Origin of the sequence: Marixanthomonas ophiurae (assembly GCF_003413745.1) — a bacterium.
GTDB classification, from domain to species: Bacteria; Bacteroidota; Bacteroidia; order Flavobacteriales; family Flavobacteriaceae; genus Marixanthomonas; species Marixanthomonas ophiurae.
Map to the genome: position 1 here is coordinate 276966 of NZ_QVID01000001.1, position 16369 is coordinate 293334.

Below are 16369 nucleotides of genomic sequence, written 5' to 3' on the forward strand. Positions count from 1 at the left end.
AGTTGAAAAACAAAAAGGGACGCTTTTGCGTCCCTTTTTTATTGATTAAAAAAACTTACAACTGTATTGTCTTACTGATATTAGAGAGTTTATGAGAAGTTTTATTTACAGTAAACTGCAAATTAAAGTGTAACTCATTATTGCTTTTTGTCACGTGCAAGTTGCCTTTTTCTACTTTATAAAAACCTGCTTCACCTTTACAATAACAGTGTTTACCATAGAGCAAGTTCACATCTTGTAACGAAGCGTCTTTTATATCAAGCTCATTCATGTTAGAAGGTATTTCAAAGTGAATCGTTTCACTATAATCACCATCAACTGTTCCTTCTGGGCCTTTTTGAGAAAAAGTATAGATCACCAACATATTATCACCGTCATTTATCTCAGGGTAAAACATGGCTGTAGCTTCATCTTTTTTAAGTATAATCTGTTTGTTTTTTTGTATCTCAACCGTACACACTCCATTTTCAGGACATTGTTCTTTGTTATTTTCCATTAATTCAGTTTCATTTTCAGAAGAAGAAACTTGTGTTGTTTTGGTTGTATTACAGGCGTTGACCATTAATAATGGCAACATTAAAAAGAAAGCTTTCATAAATCTGGTGTTTAATTTTATACGGTAAGGTACTTAAAAATTTAATAAAGAATAAAATCGTTACTCTTCAAACTCTATCTGAAGGTCTAAAACATCAGGATCTTTAAAATAGTCTAAAAAACGACGTTCAATAGTAATCGTTTTTCCATCCAAGGAATAGTTGGCATCTTCAATAGAGGCCGATTTTATTTTCTTCGGAAACGTATATTTTAATTTATAATTCATGCTATTCATAAACATTTCGGCTTCTTGCAGACTATCTTTCTGTTTTTTATACGCTTTTTCATCTTTGATATAAGCATCACGCGAAAAGCTATTTCCGGTATAATCATAACGTACACCTAAAACATCGGTAGAGGGGTCGTTTTTTATTTCAGTGCCACCACCGGGTGATTCTGGTATAATGGCCGAAGCTTGATTTAAACTATTCATCAGGTTATTTGCTTCGTCTATGTTTTTAAAATCAACAAAAACATCGATAAACAAATCGCTCGTTTCAGGGTTCATTACAGTGCGTATGCTATAATCTTCCAACTTTTTTAATTTTTCCTGATCGGCTTTGGACAATTTTGCAATACTATCTTTCTTTTCTTCTAAAAACTTTGCAAAAGTAACGGTACTGTCCATTTTTACTATGGCACTATCCATCCCCATAGACTGAGTCATGGCCATCATTTCTTTCATATCGATATTCATGGACATGCGGCCACTACCATCTTCGTTAATAGTGAGAGTTTCGGTAAACTGGCAGCTTACTAAAGCAAAAGAAGCAACCAGCATAAAAAGTAATTTTTTCAACATAACTTTATTTGTTAGGATTATTTAAAATGATGAGCGCGGCGATTACACCGGGTATCCATCCCAAAATAGTAAGAATCAATACAATTAAAATAGACCCACAGCCTTTATCTATTACGGCTAACGGCGGAAACAAAATGGACAAAATAACTCTCCAAACACTCATATACTACAAATTTACGGTTAATACTTTAATTATAAGTCTGTGGAATTTCCTTTTGTTACAGCTATTGGTTACGAGCATCATTGTTGGTATCTTTGTGGCTTCATTTTTAGAAATAGTATATGCAACTTTCAGAACAAGAACAAGTACGTCGCCAAAAACGCGAGCAACTGCAACAAATGGGTATCAATCCGTACCCAGCAGATTTATATGAAATAACATCTTTAACTAAAGATATAAAGAAGGATTTTTCTGAAGGTAAAAAGGTTACAATCGCCGGTCGGTTAATGTCGCGCCGTATTCAAGGAAAAGCTTCTTTTGCTGAATTACAAGACAGCGAGGGCCGTATACAAGTATATTTTAACCGTGATGAAATTTGTACCGGGGAAGACAAAACCTTGTACAACGATGTATATAAAAAATTACTTGATATTGGAGATTTTATAGGAATTGAAGGCGAATTATTTACTACCAACGTAGGCGAAAAAACGGTGATGGTAAAGAATTTCACCTTGCTTTCTAAAGCATTACGCCCATTACCCCTACCTAAAGTTGACAGCGAGGGTAATAAGTTCGATTCTTTTAACGATCCTGAACAACGGTATCGCCAGCGTTATGCTGATTTAGCCGTAAACCCACACGTAAAAGAAGTGTTTAAAAAACGAACCAAGCTATTCAATGCCATGCGAACGTTTTTTAACGAGCGAGAGTATTTTGAAGTAGAAACACCCGTTTTACAGCCTATTCCTGGCGGTGCAGCGGCTCGTCCGTTTGTTACCCACCACAACTCATTAGATATTCCATTGTACATGCGAATTGCCAACGAGTTGTATTTAAAAAGGCTAATTGTAGGTGGTTTTGATGGTGTGTATGAGTTTTCTAAAAATTTCCGTAATGAAGGGATGGATCGCACCCATAATCCAGAGTTTACCGCCATGGAAATTTATGTAGCCTACAAAGACTACAACTGGATGATGGATTTCTGTGAGCAACTATTAGAATTTTGTGCAACAGAAGTAAATGGAACCAGCAAAGTTACATTTGGTAAACATGATATTGATTTTAAAGCACCGTACCCAAGAGTAACGATGGCTCAGGCTATTGAAAAATATACCGGGTTTGACATTACCGATAAAACCGAAGCCGAAATTAGAAAAGCAGCTGAAGGTTTAGGTATTGAAGTTGACGAAACCATGGGTAAAGGAAAGCTCATCGATGAGATTTTTGGTGAAAAGTGTGAGCCTAACTACATTCAACCCACTTTTATTACCGATTACCCAAAAGAAATGAGCCCGTTGTGTAAAGAACACCGCGACAATCCAGAACTTACAGAGCGTTTTGAATTGATGGTCTGCGGAAAAGAAATCGCCAATGCTTATAGCGAACTAAACGACCCAATTGACCAGCGCGAACGCTTTGAAGCACAATTAAAACTAGCAGATCGTGGTGATGATGAAGCAACTGAATTCATCGATTACGATTTCTTGCGTGCATTAGAATACGGAATGCCACCAACCAGTGGAATGGGTATTGGTATGGACCGATTAATTATGTTCCTTACCAACAATGCCTCTATACAAGAAGTGCTATTCTTCCCACAGATGAAACCGGAAAAGAAAATTACGGTAGAGCTAAATGATGAAGAAAAAGCTGTTTTTGAGTTGCTGAAAAAAGCTAAAAAAATAGACCTTAATGAACTTAAGGAGCAAAGTGGCCTCAGCAATAAAAAATGGGACAAGAGTATTAAAGCTTTAACCAAACACAAGCTAGCTAACGTCAACAAAACCGATGACGGGCTGTTTGTAGAAATGGTTCAATAAAAAATCAAGACCTTTTCAGTATATACTGAAAAGGTCTTTTTTAAAACACCATCTACAATATAACCTATATCTTTTGGCATAGAAGGCTCAATATTTCTATTGATAATTGTAAACAGTGCTTAATAAGCTTAACAAAAAAGATTTTCTTCTTCGTACTTGTAGTAGTCTGATTTTCAATTAAAACCTTTCAAAAAAATCCAATCGTTTTTATGTCAAAGTTTAGAGGCCCCATTTTTAACACCTTGCAAAACAGTGGTTAAAAAGAAATAGTTATTTTTAAGCAAACTATTTCAACAAATGAAACCATATCTACTAAAGCTTTTTTCGGTAATCTTCCTATTTATCATTGTTGCATGTGGTGGCGATGATGACTACAGCCCTACTGAAACTGAAACCACAGACACCGAAAACCCTACTCCACCCACAAACCTAAGAACGAGCAATAAAACGGATAGTAGCCTTCAACTAAATTGGGATGCATCGACAGATAACGTCGGTGTGGTAAATTATGCTGTTTTTCAAGACGGTAATTTGATTAACAACGAAGTTACTGGCACTTCCTTACCCATCCAAAACTTAACCGCAGAAACCGAATACAGCTTTTCTATAATCGCTTTTGATGCTGAAGGAAACGAATCGGAAAGCAGTGAGATTTTAGATACATGTACACTTGCTATAACCTTAGAGTACAAAACAAACCTATCAGATATGGGTGTTTTCACTGGAAGTCTTTCTGATATGGCTCCTGCTGAAGGTGTTCAGTTATATGAAATAAACAGCACCCTTTTTACTGATTATGCTAAAAAACAACGCTTGGTACGCCTTCCCAATTGTGAAACTATGGAATATAGAGGAGACGATTTGTTGCCAGAATTTCCAGACAATACATTGATTGCAAAAACATTTTACTATAACAAAAATGATCAAAACCCAGGTGAAGGAAAGCTCATCATTGAAACCCGCATCTTATTAAAAATTAATGGAAATTGGCAAGTGGGGAATTATATTTGGAACGAAGCCCAAACCGAAGCAACTTATACCGAAAATGGAAGCGTTAAGCCTATTAGTTATATAAACGGCGATAATGAAACATTGAATATTGATTACGAAATCCCGTCTAAACAGGATTGTTTTACATGCCATAATAATGATAACACAACTCTTCCTGTAGGAATGAAGTTACGAAGTATGAACTTTACTCCTTCTTATACGAGCCAAAATCAGCTTGCTTACCTAGAAAGCATCGGGATGATGGAGGGCGTAACTTCAGAAAACATAAGTATACTACCCGACTGGACAGATGACGCCACCTACGATATTCTAGAGCGCGGCAGAGCTTACATTGATGTAAACTGTGCTCATTGCCATCAACCCGGCGGAGCGGTAACAAACTTTAATCTCGATTTCAGGCTCGAAACTCCTTTTGATGATACCGGTATTTATGCCAACCGTGGTGAAATTGAAGCCCGAGTACAAAGTACAGCACCCGTTTATAGAATGCCGCAATTAGGCCGTACCATTGTACACGAAGAAGCGGTCGCAATGCTACTTGAGTATTTAGAAGCTATTGAAAATTAAAACACCTTTTTATAAGTATTTAAAAGCTGCCTTTACGGCGGCTTTTTTTATAAATATCTACCTATAAATTAAACCAAGTGTTAAAAAGCAAGTCATACCTATGTTGAACATTAAAAAAATAAAACATGAAAAACGTATTAATTATCTGCATTGCCTTATTAGGTTTTAATGCAATAGCTCAAAAAAAGGACACCTCTAAGAGAGAAGCTAGGACTGAAATGAAACAAAATTTAAGTGCTGAGCAGAAAGCAGAGTTAAAGTCAAAAAAGATGACATTAGCGCTAGATTTATCTGAAAAGCAACAAAAAGAAGTAAATCAACTTTTTCTGAAAGAAGCTAAAGAAAGAGAAGTTTCCAAAAAAGACGGTAAAAACCGAAAAGAACTTTCAGACACCGAACGATTTGAAAGAAAAACGCAAATGATGGATAGACTAATTGCTCATAAAAAAGAAATGAAATCCATCTTAAATGAAGCGCAATACACCAAATGGGAAGAATCGATTGGGAAACATAAAAAGAGGCAAGGCAAAAAAAGAAGAGGTGGAAAAAAGCGTGACTAAAAGATTATAAATATTAAAATTGGCTTAATTTTTGGTCTATATACATCATAATTACTTACTTTAGTAATTGATTACTAAAATTAAAAGACATGAAGAATATAGTTAAAATACTCGCAATTGCCCTTGTAATGGTGGCTGGTGTACAATACACCAATGCTCAAAGTCTGTCCCAAGATGCTGATAGACCAGAAGTGATAGCCAAAAAGAAAGTGGCAGATATTTCAACAAAATTAGGAATAGATGACAGCCAAGAACGTGCTCTTTTTAGATATTACACTTCTTACGAAATGAAATACAAGAAGAATCTTGCTGGAAAAGACTTAAATGAACCTAAGCTTGCAGCCGAAAAGAAAGAATATATGGATGACTTAAAAGCCAATGTTAAAAAAACATTGAACGATGAGCAATACAATAAGTGGCTGGCTATGCTAAAAGAATAGACCTTATCACATAAGATAAAAACAGATCCCTCCTTTGCAGAAGCTTTGGAGGGATTTTTTATTTATAACGTTTTAGCAACTTTGCTACACGCTTCAATGGTAGCGTCAAGATCTTTATATGTCAAAGCTTCGGTTAAAAACCAAGTTTCAAATGCGCTTGGTGCAATATAGACCCCTTCAGCTAATAGACCGTGAAAAAACTTTTTAAAGGTATCATTATTTCCTAAAGCAGCTGTTTTAAAATCCGTTACAGGTGTTTCAGAAAAATGAACCGATATCATAGAACCTATCCTATTAATAGTATGTGTTACATTTGCTTCAGTTAAAACAGAAGCTAATCCTTTATGTAAATATTCAGTCTTTTTTTCTAAAGAAGTAAATATTTCAGGGTTATTGTTCAGTTCAGATAACATCGCCAAACCAGCTGCCATGGCCAATGGATTACCACTAAGCGTTCCTGCTTGATACACTGGGCCTTCGGGTGCCAAATGACTCATAATTTCGGCTCTGGCAGCAAAGGCACCCACTGGTAAACCACCGCCTATCACCTTTCCAAAGGTAACAATATCGGCATCAACACCGTACAATTCCTGAACCCCTCCTTTTGCTAAACGGAAACCAGTCATTACTTCATCAAAAATTAATAGAATATTGTTTTCATCACATAATTTTCGTAAGCCTTCTAAAAAATCCTTTGCAGGAGGAATACACCCCATGTTCCCAGCTACCGGCTCTAAAATAATACAAGCTATTTCATCTTTATTTTCTGAAATAACCTCGGCCACATTATTTAAATCGTTAAAATCTGCCAACAATGTATCTTTTGCTGTACCCCCTGTAACACCTGGGCTATTAGGAGTTCCAAAGGTTACAGCCCCACTTCCCGCTTGAATTAAAAACGAATCGCTGTGTCCATGATAACAGCCGGCAAACTTGATAATTTTATCTTTGCCAGTAAAACCGCGAGCCAAACGCACTGCGCTCATACAGGCTTCGGTTCCACTGTTTACAAACCGTATTTTATCGATATTCGGAACCATAGAAACAGCCAAGGAAGCTATTTCAGTTTCAATTTCAGTAGGCGTTCCAAAGGAAGTTCCTTTTTCAGCACTTTCAACAACTGCTTTCACTACAGGCTCATGAGCATGCCCCAAAATTAACGGACCCCAAGAATTGATATAGTCTATTAGTTTATTTCCGTCTGCATCATATAAATAAGCCCCTTTGGCTTTTTCAACAAAAATAGGCTCTCCTCCAACTGCCGTGAATGCTCTTACTGGAGAATTAACACCACCAGGTATTACTTTCTGTGCCTCTTTAAAAAGGGCACTGCTTCTTTTATAGATCATAATAAATTATTGATTTTTTACTGAATTCAAGTATAAAACTTGTCCAATGGATATGGTATTAGACTCTAATCCATTGTATTCTTTTAGGGTTTCAACCGTTATATTATGACGTCTTGAAATACTATATAGCGTATCACCACGCCCTACGGTATAGGTTTTTATTTTACTTTTCTTTGAGTCTTTTTGCATCTCCTTTGTGCTTCCACCTAAAACAAGTTCGTCATAATGTGTAAGGCCATAGCGTTCTACAATACTTATCAGTTTATCGGGATAACGTGGATCGGTTGCATATCCAGCCTTTTTTAAGCCCTTTGCCCAGCCTCTGTAGTCGTGTTTCCTTAATTTGAAAAGATCTTGATAGCGACTACGCTCGGTTAAAAACAAGGAATGGTCCCTAAATGAATATTTTGGGTCTTTGTATTTTCTGAAACATTCCTGCAATTCATCATCATCGTGATACACACGACCTCCGGTCCACCCATGACACTTTATCCCGAAATGATTGTTCGCTTTTTGGGTAAGTTCGCCACGACCTGCACCACTCTCCAAAATACCTTGTGCCAATGTTATACTGGCAGGTATGCCGTATTGTTGCATCTCTTCCATAGCAATCAAGCTGTAATTATCAATATAGGTGGTAACAATTTCTGCATAGGAAGCATTGGGAGGAGACGTTTTAACTTCGGTTTTTTTAGGAAGTTTTATCTCTCCCTTTCGTGTATCTGGAATGGCCACCCGCTCGGTACGGTCTCTCTCTTTTGAAGCGACTGCTCTTTTTTTGGATTTACAACTGCTAAAAAACAGTGTGCTGATTAACAATACAATGCAAATTCGGTATAGCATATTATAGGTCTATTTGTGGCAAATTTTTCTTTTTTAAACGTTGATTCATACCGGTAATACCTTGTAAACCTCCTGTATGGATGGCAAAAATACGGCTATTTTCTTTGAAATGCCCACGTTTCAGCAAGTCTACAATGCCAAATAGCATTTTTCCGGTATAGACCGGATCTAATGGGATTCCGGTTTTTTTATAAAACTCATTAATAAAACGCACCAATTGCAAATCTATTTTAGCATACCCTCCAAAACAGTAATCATCTATAATTTCAAAATTGGTTTTTGAAGTATATTTTTGAATTTCTGAAGTTTGAAAGGTTCCTTTCAAGGCCGAAAAACCAAGTGTTTTTTGTTGTGGCTTCGACGCTTCTATCAACCCAGCTACTGTACCACCTGTTCCAACCGGAGCACAGATGTAATCTACATGTTTTTCAACTCCAGAAAGTATTTCTTCACAACCCTTTACTGCCAAAGCATTGGTGCCTCCCTCGGGCAATAAATAGAAATTTCCATAGGTACTTCTAAGTGTTTCTATAAATGATGCTTCATATTTATCCCGGTAGGCTTCCCGGGTTACAAACTGAAATTGCATGCCTTGTTTTTGGGCATAAGAAAGTGTTGCATTATCACTTATTTTACTTGATAGTTCCTCCCCCCGAATCACCCCTATAGTCTGTAAGCCTGCTAGTTTCCCTGCAGATGCAACTGCCGCAATATGGTTTGAATATGCTCCGCCAAAGGTAAGCAACGTTTTATGGTCCTCTTTTACAGCTTGCTGAATATTATATTTCAGTTTTCTGAATTTATTCCCCGAAACAAAAGGATGAATCTGGTCTTCGCGAAGCATATAAAGATTAGAAGAGGTTTCAATAAAAGAAGCTAAAGGCACCTGTTCTATATCGGAATGAAAAGTAGCGTTAAAAAATCTTGTAGTGAAGTTCTTCATATTACTTCTATGTACTTAAAGGTTAAAATTAGGTAAAATATTATTCTTATTGAAAAGGCTTAAACTTTAAGCACTAATAATCAAAAAACAAGAGATTGTCTGTTAAAAATATACTAATTATGTAGGACATTTCTTATATATCTTAAAATTTTACGTGTTTCATCGAATTTTTTTGTGTTTCATCTGAATTCCTTCTTATACTTGTCAACCAAATCAATTAATAACTAACTGCTTATGAAACCAATTTTTACTTTTAAATGTTGTGTTTTATTATCTATACTTTTTATATCTGTTCCTCTTTTTGCTCAGGTAGGTATCAATACAACCACCCCTAATGGTATTTTAGATGTAAATAGCAGCAATACTGGTGTTGTGCTACCTAGAGTAGCATTAACAGCAACAAATGTAATGGCACCAGCGATCAACCCAAAAACTGGAGTTACTAATATTCCTGCAGGCACGGTGGTTTATAATACTAATAATACCACTAATGGGGTGAACGATGTTTATAAAGGAATCTATGTTTGGAATGGTACTCGATGGATAAACCAATTTCCTTTAAAACATTCAGAGATTTTTAAACAAACCGGTCACGAACGCACAAGGTCTAATCAAGGCTATAAAAATATTGATAACCTTGTAAACAAAACTTTTAAAGCAAAATATTCAGGCACATATAAAATTGAATTAAGTGTTAACTATGGTGGTGGTTATGTAGATAGTAATTATGATATTAACGTAGCCACTCAAAAGGGCAACTTCAGGCTAACCTACGAAAGCGAATCGGGCACAAAAAACAAAATAATTCCTGCCAAGGCAATTTCCACTGACGGTAACACCCAGTTTTACCTTATCTGGGAACAACACAAAGTAGTCTATTATGAAACACTACGAGCAGGACAAGAATATGATTTCAGTTTAAAATTCGACCAGTCTGATTCTCCAGAATTTGTAGGAAACGGGAATTCAGGAAGTGGCTTAGGATATATAGGCTATGATATTCCTTGCTCAGTTGAATTTACGTATTTAGGAAGTTAAAAAGAACCCACTATGAAATTAAAAACTACTTTTTATGTATTTCTTTTTGTTTTTAGTGCAAACCTTCTGAACGCACAAGTAGGTATTGGCACCAATGCCCCAAAGGGTATGCTCGATGTTACCAGTAACAACATGGGCATTGTATATCCTGTGGCGGCTTTATCTTCTACAATTGATGAAACTACAATTACCAGTCCATCCAGTGCTACATTAGCTGTTGGTACATTGGTTTATAATACCAATACAACAGACAATGGTAGCAATGACGTGACCCCGGGCATTTATAGCTGGAACGGCAGTAAATGGGTGCCACAATTTAGCAAAAGACAATCACAGCTTTTTCAACAAACTGGGGTTTTAAGAACACTCTCAACTGTTATAACTCCATTAGATGGGTATCAGTTTGTACCAGGCTTTACAAGTGAAACATTTTCAGCCAACTATACAGGGTTATACCGCATTAAAGTTAATGTAAATTATGGAGGTGGTGCTATGGATAGCCCAACCTCAGGAGACATCAATACTGCTTTTCAGGAAGGTGACTTTCGTTTCACATTCAACGGGACAGACTACAATTTTGTTTCTAGGTCAATTTCAACTTATAACGATAATTATAGTAGCGCTATTGAATACACAAACAATTGGGTAGAATCTTACAAGATATTTTATGTTGCTTTGGTAGCAGAGCAAGATTATACTTTTTCTTTAGCTTTTAATCAAACTGAATCGGAAGGCTTTGAAGCCAATGGCGATCAAAATCTTGGATTGGATGGTAGAGGGTATATAGGTGAAGATGTCCCTTGTACGGTAGAGTTTACCTATATAAGTGAATAAAGAATATTAAGCAAAGTATTGATTGTTATTTAATTTGATTATTATGAAAAAAAGTACTCAAAACAATATATTTTTCAGTGTCCTACTTTCGATTTTTTCGATTAGTGTACATGCACAAGTTGGTATTGGCACAACCACTCCTGAAGGGATGCTGGATTTAGAAAGTAGCTCCTCAGGTTTTGTCTTTCCTAATGTAGCCCTTACAGCACGAAACAGAACAAGCCCAGTAAAAAATCCAAATGGAGGGACCGTTGCTGAAGGTACAGCCGTTTATAACACCAGTACCACTCAAACAGGCGCTAACGATGTATACCCTGGTATATATGTTTGGGACGGTAATAAATGGATTGCACAATACATAAAAGAAGACAGCCAAAAATTTGAACAATCCCCATTAGAATATAGGGTGCCTTTAAGTGGAGGACATAGGGCCATACCTGGCTTGGGAAACCAAGATTTTATCCCAAAATATTCAGGTACCTACCGTATTGAAGCTAATTTTAACTTTGGAGCTGGTGAAATTAAAGACCCTACTGGTTCTAACAGTGTTAGAATGGGTACTCAAGAGGGATATATTAAACTAAGATTTGATGGTGTCAATTATAATATTTATACCCACGCCTACTCTATAAAAAACGATTTAATTAACGGAGGCACAGATTATGAAGCTTTTAGACATGACTCTTCACTGATTTTATATGAAGACCTTAAAGCCGGACAGGCATATCCTTTTCTACTAACAGTAGATGTACAAGTAGCTGGAGAGTTTAACACAGATGCCTACGTAGGTATTGACCTCCCATGCACTGTAGAGTTCACTTTCCTTGAAGAATAAAAAATTTAAACTAAAACCAAATAAAAAACAATAATCTAATTATGAAAAAATTATTACTTCTCGCCCTGCTATCCACTACATTGAGTTTTTCCCAAACCCCATGTTCGGGTGGATCTGCAAATGGGTACCCATGTAACGGCATTACCCTTCAAAGCCATATTAGCGCATCAGATCTTGGAGGTGATGAAGGTCAAGACTCTTGGGGGTGGACAGATTCTGCTACCGGCAAAGAATATGCTTTAGTAGCTATGGATAACGGTACCGCTTTTGTCGATATTAGTGACCCCGTAAACCCAGTATTTATTGGAAGATTAGAGTCACATACGGGAAGTAGTCTTTGGAGAGACGTAAAAGTATATAACAACCATGCGTACATTGTTAGCGATAGTAATGGTAACCACGGTGTACAAGTGTTTGATCTTACTCGTTTAAGAGATTCTGAAATACAAAGTGAAACATTACCTATAAATTTTACAAGAGATGGAAGGTATAGTGGTGTAGGCAGCGCCCACAATATTATAATTAATGAAGATACTGGGTATGCCTACGTACTTGGATCCAACAGAAATGGTGGAGGCCCTCGTATTTTAGATCTATCAGACCCTAAAAATCCTACTTTAGCAGGTGACATTGGCACCTACGGTTATTGTCATGATGCACAAGTAGTATTATATGATGGTCCAGATCCAGATTATCAAGGTAAAGAGATATTAATTGGAAGCTTTAGTAGTTCAGATTATGTACAAATTTTAGATGTTACTGACAAAAACAATGTCACTCGTATAAGTAGAGTGGACTATATAAATAAAGAATATACACATCAAGGTTGGTTTACAGAAGATAAACGATTTTTTATAGTTGGAGATGAAGTAGATGAAGAAGAACATGGGTTTAACACTAAAACAATTGTTTTTGACTTGACAGATTTAGATGCCCCAACAGAACATTATGTTCATTATGGAGCTACAGCAGCTATAGACCATAATGGTTATGTTCGTGGAAACCGCTTTTACTTAGCTAATTATTCAGCAGGTATGAGAGTTATGAGAGTAGAAGGCTTATATGAAAGCACCCCAAGCATGACCGAAATAAATTCGTTTGATACATATCCATCAAATAATTCTGCTGGCTTTAACGGAACTTGGAATGTATACCCCTATTTTGAAAGTGGAAACCTTGTGGTGACGGGTTTTGGTAATGCTTTTGTAGACGGTGACGGCGGTCTTTTTATATTAAAAGACCCAAACTACGACAACACTGCACCAACGGTGGTTTGTCAACCTGTAACAGCAACATTAGACCGTACAACAGGTTCCGTAACTATTACTGCAGACGATGTTGATAACGGTTCTACAGATGACTTCGGAATTGTAAAAAAATCAATCGAAGCTTCTCAAACTACTTTTACCTGTGCAGATGTTGGAAGGTCCATCCCTGTTACATTGACTGTTGAAGATGATTATGGAAATAAATCATCTTGCAATACAACCATAACAGTAGAAGCCGAAACAACTAGTTACAACGGTGCTAGCTGGAGTAACGGCGCTCCTTCTGTAGGTTCTAATGCCAAAATAAGTGCAGATTACAACACAGCAACAAATACCAGTTTTCAAGCGTGTTCTTGCGAGGTAGATACTGGTAGAACATTAACCGTAAATACTGGCGACTATGTAGATGTTCAAAAAGACATTACAGTAAACGGAACCTTAATGATTGCGCACGAAGGGAGTGTAGTGCAACGCGACAATGACGCCGTAACTACAAACAACGGTACTATTTCAGTACAAAAGATAACACCTAATCTAGAAGGACGTGATTTTATGATATTAGGTAGTCCCGTTTCTGGAGAAACCCGAAATGGCGTATATGGCACTTCAGTTATGGTACGTAACCATATCACCGAAAACTTTGTACCCAACCCACAAGTGGAAAACGACTTTCCATTAGCCGAAAACTTTGCCGATAATGATGGCGACAATTGGGTTAACTATACTGGAAACATTAATGCTGGTGAAGGATATTTAGTGCGTCCGCAAACCACCCCAACCGGTACAGGCTCCTTTACCTTAGATTATACCCAAGGTACATTAAACAATGGTATTGTTAATTTTAATTTGGTATTTAATACTGAGCAAAATGACAGTCCAAATATGCTAGGTAACCCCTATCCATCGGCTATTGATGCACAAGTATTTTTAGCGGAAAATACAACAATAGATGCACTTTATTTCTGGGAACACTTAACGGCTCCTAACCCATCGTACCCGGGTTACAACCCCAATAATTATAATATGAGCGATATCTCTATGTACAATGCTATGGGGGGCACTGCAGCAGGGAACGATCCTGGAACCTCAACCAGACCTAATGACTATATTGCATCAGGACAAGGGTTTGGCGTAAAAACTACGGCCGCTGGAACAGCTGTTTTTAACAACAGTATGCGGGTTACCGATAATAACGACACCTACCGGGAACCAGCTTTTGATAGCGACCGCATTTGGTTAAATGTTTACAATGAAAAGTGGGAGATGGGAAGCGCAATCCTAATCGGGTTTTCCGATGCTTCCACAAATGGACTAGACACTAAATTCGACACCAAACGCTTGGCTACTCCAGTTTCATTATATTCTACAATGCCTTCAGGAGAGCAACTCGCTATTCAAGGGCTTGCACCGCTTAAAAATGAAACACAAGTTTCCCTTGGGTTTGACACTCAGGTTGATGAAGAAACAGAATACCGTGTTTCTATAAACGACATTCAAGGTGCCACTATTGAAACCGCTGTTGTCTACTTGATAGACAATAAAAACAATACAGTAACCAACTTAAGTGAAAGCGATTATGCGTTTACTGCTGAAAAAGGGCAGTTTACTAACCGTTTTACCCTTCAGTTTAAGAAAGTAGAAATTTTGGGAACGGAAGAAAGCCTTTCTAACATTGCCATTTTCCCGAACCCAGCCAATACGGTATTAAACATCGTTTCACCTAACACCTATTTGAATAACATTTCGGTGTACGATTTATTGGGAAGAAGAATCGATCAAAACGTAGGGCCTAAAACCAACAGCTATCAATTAAACTTGGCTTCACTCCATACAGGCATCTATTTTGTAAAAATCGATACCGAAATGGGAACGATTACCAAAAAATTGATTAAAAAGTAGCCCCCAAAACAAACCTAACAACAAGCCTGGAACTGTAAAAAGTTTCAGGCTTTTTTTATGCCCACCACTTCTAGCTTCTGTATCCTCTACGCACTACTAACCACCGCCTATAAACTAATTTATCTATTTTAACGCTATTAACACCTTATCTACGATCAATAAAGTAGTACAATTCTTTCATTTTAATCATCCACAAATCAACACATATCAATCTAAGTGTCAGTTATATAGGTTTTTTAGTACTTCATCGAAATTTTTAAAAATCAAGCATCAGAATGCTTAAATTTAAAAGTACCCAATATTAATATGAGAGCGATTATGAAGACAACTACTTTAAAAAAACAACTTTTATTTGCTTTTTTAGCATGCTTTGCTTTATCGGTAAGTACGGCACAAGTTGGTATCAATACAACCAACCCAAAATCTACATTAGATGTTAATGGAGCCCTATCCTTAAGAGGAGGTGTCATAACCTTAGTCAATGGAAATAACACGAATATAAATTTAGGAGCAACCGTTTTTTCACATTATAGAGTTGAAGGTCCAACCAATACTTTTAGACTTAGAACAATCAACACCACTCCCGGAGATGGTCAAATAGTAACATTAATCAATACCACCGACCAAGAAATGACCATAGCGCACGATGAAGGACCAGGGGCATTTCCTGAAAGAAAAATTTATTGTCCCGGCGAAACCGACTTTATTATTTCTGGACAAAACGGAACGGTTACCCTACAGTTTAATGCTGGCCTTTCAAGGTGGGTCGTGATCAATTATGTAGAACAAAAGGAAAGCAATAATCAATCTGCGATAGGCGACAATGGAATTGCAAAAGACAATAATACCTGGGAAGACATGGAAGATCTAAGCATTACTTTCACGCCTAAAAACCCAGTGGTATTCGTTAACTTCAGTGCCTCAGGTAGATGGGAAGGTCCTGCTACTAATGGAGGAACAGAAGGTAAAGTAAACTTTAGATTGTTAAATAATAATAATGAAGTGATAAAAACCCAAACATTTGCAGGCAGCCGCGTGTACCTTAATATTTTTGGAGGACCATCAGAAATAGATTTTCCTTTCGGAAGCTGGAACTCTAGCCTTCCTATGGTTCCCGTCACAGTGACCCCCGGGCAATCTACCACCATAAAGGTACAATGGCGCTTAGAAAGTGATGGTATTTTACGTAATTTAGTTACTAGCGCAGCGAATCACCATCATCGATATATTTCGATACTTGATCAATAAAAATATCTTAATTAATGCACTTCGTATAAGAGCAGGTATGTTTATTAAATGAGCGTGGAAAATATTTTCTACTAAAATTAACCACTATCCACTACCAACCATACCCCTAAATGTCAGTCATATAGGTTTTTTAGTCCTTCATCGAAATTCTCATGCCC

General features: G+C 37.0%; 15 protein-coding genes. 9 read left to right on the forward strand and 6 right to left on the reverse strand.

The features are described 5' to 3' along the window. Positions 1–55 precede the first annotated feature (55 nt). From DZ858_RS01280 to DZ858_RS01290, 3 genes are read right to left on the reverse strand one after another with little or no spacing between them, the layout of a single operon-like run. Positions 56–595 (reverse strand): hypothetical protein, encoded by a 540-nt coding sequence (locus DZ858_RS01280; RefSeq protein ID WP_117157766.1) that lies wholly within the window; start codon positions 593–595, stop codon positions 56–58. A gap of 60 nt (positions 596–655) precedes the next feature. Next, the gene (locus tag DZ858_RS01285; RefSeq protein ID WP_117157767.1) at positions 656–1396 is read right to left on the reverse strand and encodes a hypothetical protein; all 741 of its coding nucleotides are present in this window, start codon (positions 1394–1396) and stop codon (positions 656–658) included. A gap of 4 nt (positions 1397–1400) precedes the next feature. Then, the gene (locus tag DZ858_RS01290) at positions 1401–1559 is read right to left on the reverse strand and encodes a YqaE/Pmp3 family membrane protein (protein ID WP_117157768.1); all 159 of its coding nucleotides are present in this window, start codon (positions 1557–1559) and stop codon (positions 1401–1403) included. 119 nt (positions 1560–1678) lie between these two features. Between DZ858_RS01290 and lysS the strand changes: the two genes are divergently transcribed. The 4 genes from lysS (at position 1679) to DZ858_RS01310 (ending at position 5954) form a co-directional block, all read left to right on the forward strand. Then, positions 1679–3376: a lysine--tRNA ligase gene (gene lysS / locus DZ858_RS01295; RefSeq protein WP_117157769.1), complete on the forward strand. Its 1698-nt coding sequence runs from the start codon at positions 1679–1681 to the stop codon at positions 3374–3376. Between the two features lie 297 nt (positions 3377–3673). Continuing rightward, entirely contained in the window at positions 3674–4954 is a 1281-nt protein-coding gene (locus DZ858_RS01300; protein ID WP_117157770.1) for a fibronectin type III domain-containing protein, read from the forward strand. A gap of 125 nt (positions 4955–5079) precedes the next feature. Further along, positions 5080–5514, forward strand: a complete 435-nt coding sequence (locus DZ858_RS01305; RefSeq protein WP_117157771.1) for a hypothetical protein — start codon at positions 5080–5082, stop codon at positions 5512–5514. 89 nt (positions 5515–5603) lie between these two features. Continuing rightward, positions 5604–5954 carry a hypothetical protein gene (locus DZ858_RS01310; RefSeq protein WP_117157772.1) on the forward strand — a complete coding sequence of 117 codons (351 nt, stop codon included), beginning with the start codon at positions 5604–5606 and terminating at the stop codon, positions 5952–5954. A gap of 62 nt (positions 5955–6016) precedes the next feature. Here DZ858_RS01310 and hemL read toward each other — a convergent pair whose 3' ends face one another. Genes hemL through DZ858_RS01325 form a run of 3 tightly spaced genes read right to left on the reverse strand, consistent with a single transcriptional unit; the run spans position 6017 to position 9089 of the window. Beyond that, complete coding sequence (gene hemL / locus DZ858_RS01315) at positions 6017–7303, reverse strand: glutamate-1-semialdehyde 2,1-aminomutase (RefSeq protein ID WP_117157773.1); 1287 nt, start codon at positions 7301–7303, stop codon at positions 6017–6019. A 6-nt stretch (positions 7304–7309) separates the two neighbouring features. Further along, complete coding sequence (locus DZ858_RS01320) at positions 7310–8146, reverse strand: glucosaminidase domain-containing protein (protein ID WP_117157774.1); 837 nt, start codon at positions 8144–8146, stop codon at positions 7310–7312. Position 8147: 1 nt separating this feature from the next. Then, complete coding sequence (locus DZ858_RS01325) at positions 8148–9089, reverse strand: 1-aminocyclopropane-1-carboxylate deaminase/D-cysteine desulfhydrase (protein WP_117157775.1); 942 nt, start codon at positions 9087–9089, stop codon at positions 8148–8150. Positions 9090–9323: 234 nt separating this feature from the next. On the opposite strand from DZ858_RS01325, the gene DZ858_RS01330 reads away from it, so the two are divergent. The 5 genes from DZ858_RS01330 to DZ858_RS01350 all read left to right on the forward strand — a co-directional run bounded on the left by DZ858_RS01330 (position 9324) and on the right by DZ858_RS01350 (position 16211). Further along, complete coding sequence (locus DZ858_RS01330; RefSeq protein WP_117157776.1) at positions 9324–10127, forward strand: hypothetical protein; 804 nt, start codon at positions 9324–9326, stop codon at positions 10125–10127. 12 nt (positions 10128–10139) lie between these two features. Further along, the gene (locus DZ858_RS01335; protein WP_117157777.1) at positions 10140–10961 is read left to right on the forward strand and encodes a hypothetical protein; all 822 of its coding nucleotides are present in this window, start codon (positions 10140–10142) and stop codon (positions 10959–10961) included. Positions 10962–11004: 43 nt separating this feature from the next. Further along, entirely contained in the window at positions 11005–11796 is a 792-nt protein-coding gene (locus DZ858_RS01340) for a hypothetical protein (protein ID WP_117157778.1), read from the forward strand. A 41-nt stretch (positions 11797–11837) separates the two neighbouring features. Then, positions 11838–14963, forward strand: coding sequence for a choice-of-anchor B family protein (locus DZ858_RS01345; protein WP_117157779.1), 3126 nt, complete (start codon positions 11838–11840; stop codon positions 14961–14963). A gap of 318 nt (positions 14964–15281) precedes the next feature. Beyond that, complete coding sequence (locus tag DZ858_RS01350) at positions 15282–16211, forward strand: hypothetical protein (RefSeq protein WP_117157780.1); 930 nt, start codon at positions 15282–15284, stop codon at positions 16209–16211. Positions 16212–16369 lie beyond the last annotated feature (158 nt).

Excerpts from the sequence above, each read along its gene's own strand:
- DZ858_RS01340 (WP_117157778.1), top strand. The coding sequence starts at position 11,005 with ATGAAAAAAAGTACTCAAAACAATATATTTTTCAGTGTCCTACTTTCG.
- DZ858_RS01280 (WP_117157766.1), bottom strand. The coding sequence starts at position 595 with ATGAAAGCTTTCTTTTTAATGTTGCCATTATTAATGGTCAACGCCTGT.
- DZ858_RS01305 (WP_117157771.1), top strand. The coding sequence starts at position 5,080 with ATGAAAAACGTATTAATTATCTGCATTGCCTTATTAGGTTTTAATGCA.
- DZ858_RS01325 (WP_117157775.1), bottom strand. The coding sequence starts at position 9,089 with ATGAAGAACTTCACTACAAGATTTTTTAACGCTACTTTTCATTCCGAT.
- DZ858_RS01320 (WP_117157774.1), bottom strand. The coding sequence starts at position 8,146 with ATGCTATACCGAATTTGCATTGTATTGTTAATCAGCACACTGTTTTTT.
- hemL (WP_117157773.1), bottom strand. The coding sequence starts at position 7,303 with ATGATCTATAAAAGAAGCAGTGCCCTTTTTAAAGAGGCACAGAAAGTA.
- DZ858_RS01330 (WP_117157776.1), top strand. The coding sequence starts at position 9,324 with ATGAAACCAATTTTTACTTTTAAATGTTGTGTTTTATTATCTATACTT.
- DZ858_RS01290 (WP_117157768.1), bottom strand. The coding sequence starts at position 1,559 with ATGAGTGTTTGGAGAGTTATTTTGTCCATTTTGTTTCCGCCGTTAGCC.
- lysS (WP_117157769.1), top strand. The coding sequence starts at position 1,679 with ATGCAACTTTCAGAACAAGAACAAGTACGTCGCCAAAAACGCGAGCAA.
- DZ858_RS01350 (WP_117157780.1), top strand. The coding sequence starts at position 15,282 with ATGAAGACAACTACTTTAAAAAAACAACTTTTATTTGCTTTTTTAGCA.
- DZ858_RS01285 (WP_117157767.1), bottom strand. The coding sequence starts at position 1,396 with ATGTTGAAAAAATTACTTTTTATGCTGGTTGCTTCTTTTGCTTTAGTA.
- DZ858_RS01345 (WP_117157779.1), top strand. The coding sequence starts at position 11,838 with ATGAAAAAATTATTACTTCTCGCCCTGCTATCCACTACATTGAGTTTT.
- DZ858_RS01300 (WP_117157770.1), top strand. The coding sequence starts at position 3,674 with ATGAAACCATATCTACTAAAGCTTTTTTCGGTAATCTTCCTATTTATC.
- DZ858_RS01310 (WP_117157772.1), top strand. The coding sequence starts at position 5,604 with ATGAAGAATATAGTTAAAATACTCGCAATTGCCCTTGTAATGGTGGCT.
- DZ858_RS01335 (WP_117157777.1), top strand. The coding sequence starts at position 10,140 with ATGAAATTAAAAACTACTTTTTATGTATTTCTTTTTGTTTTTAGTGCA.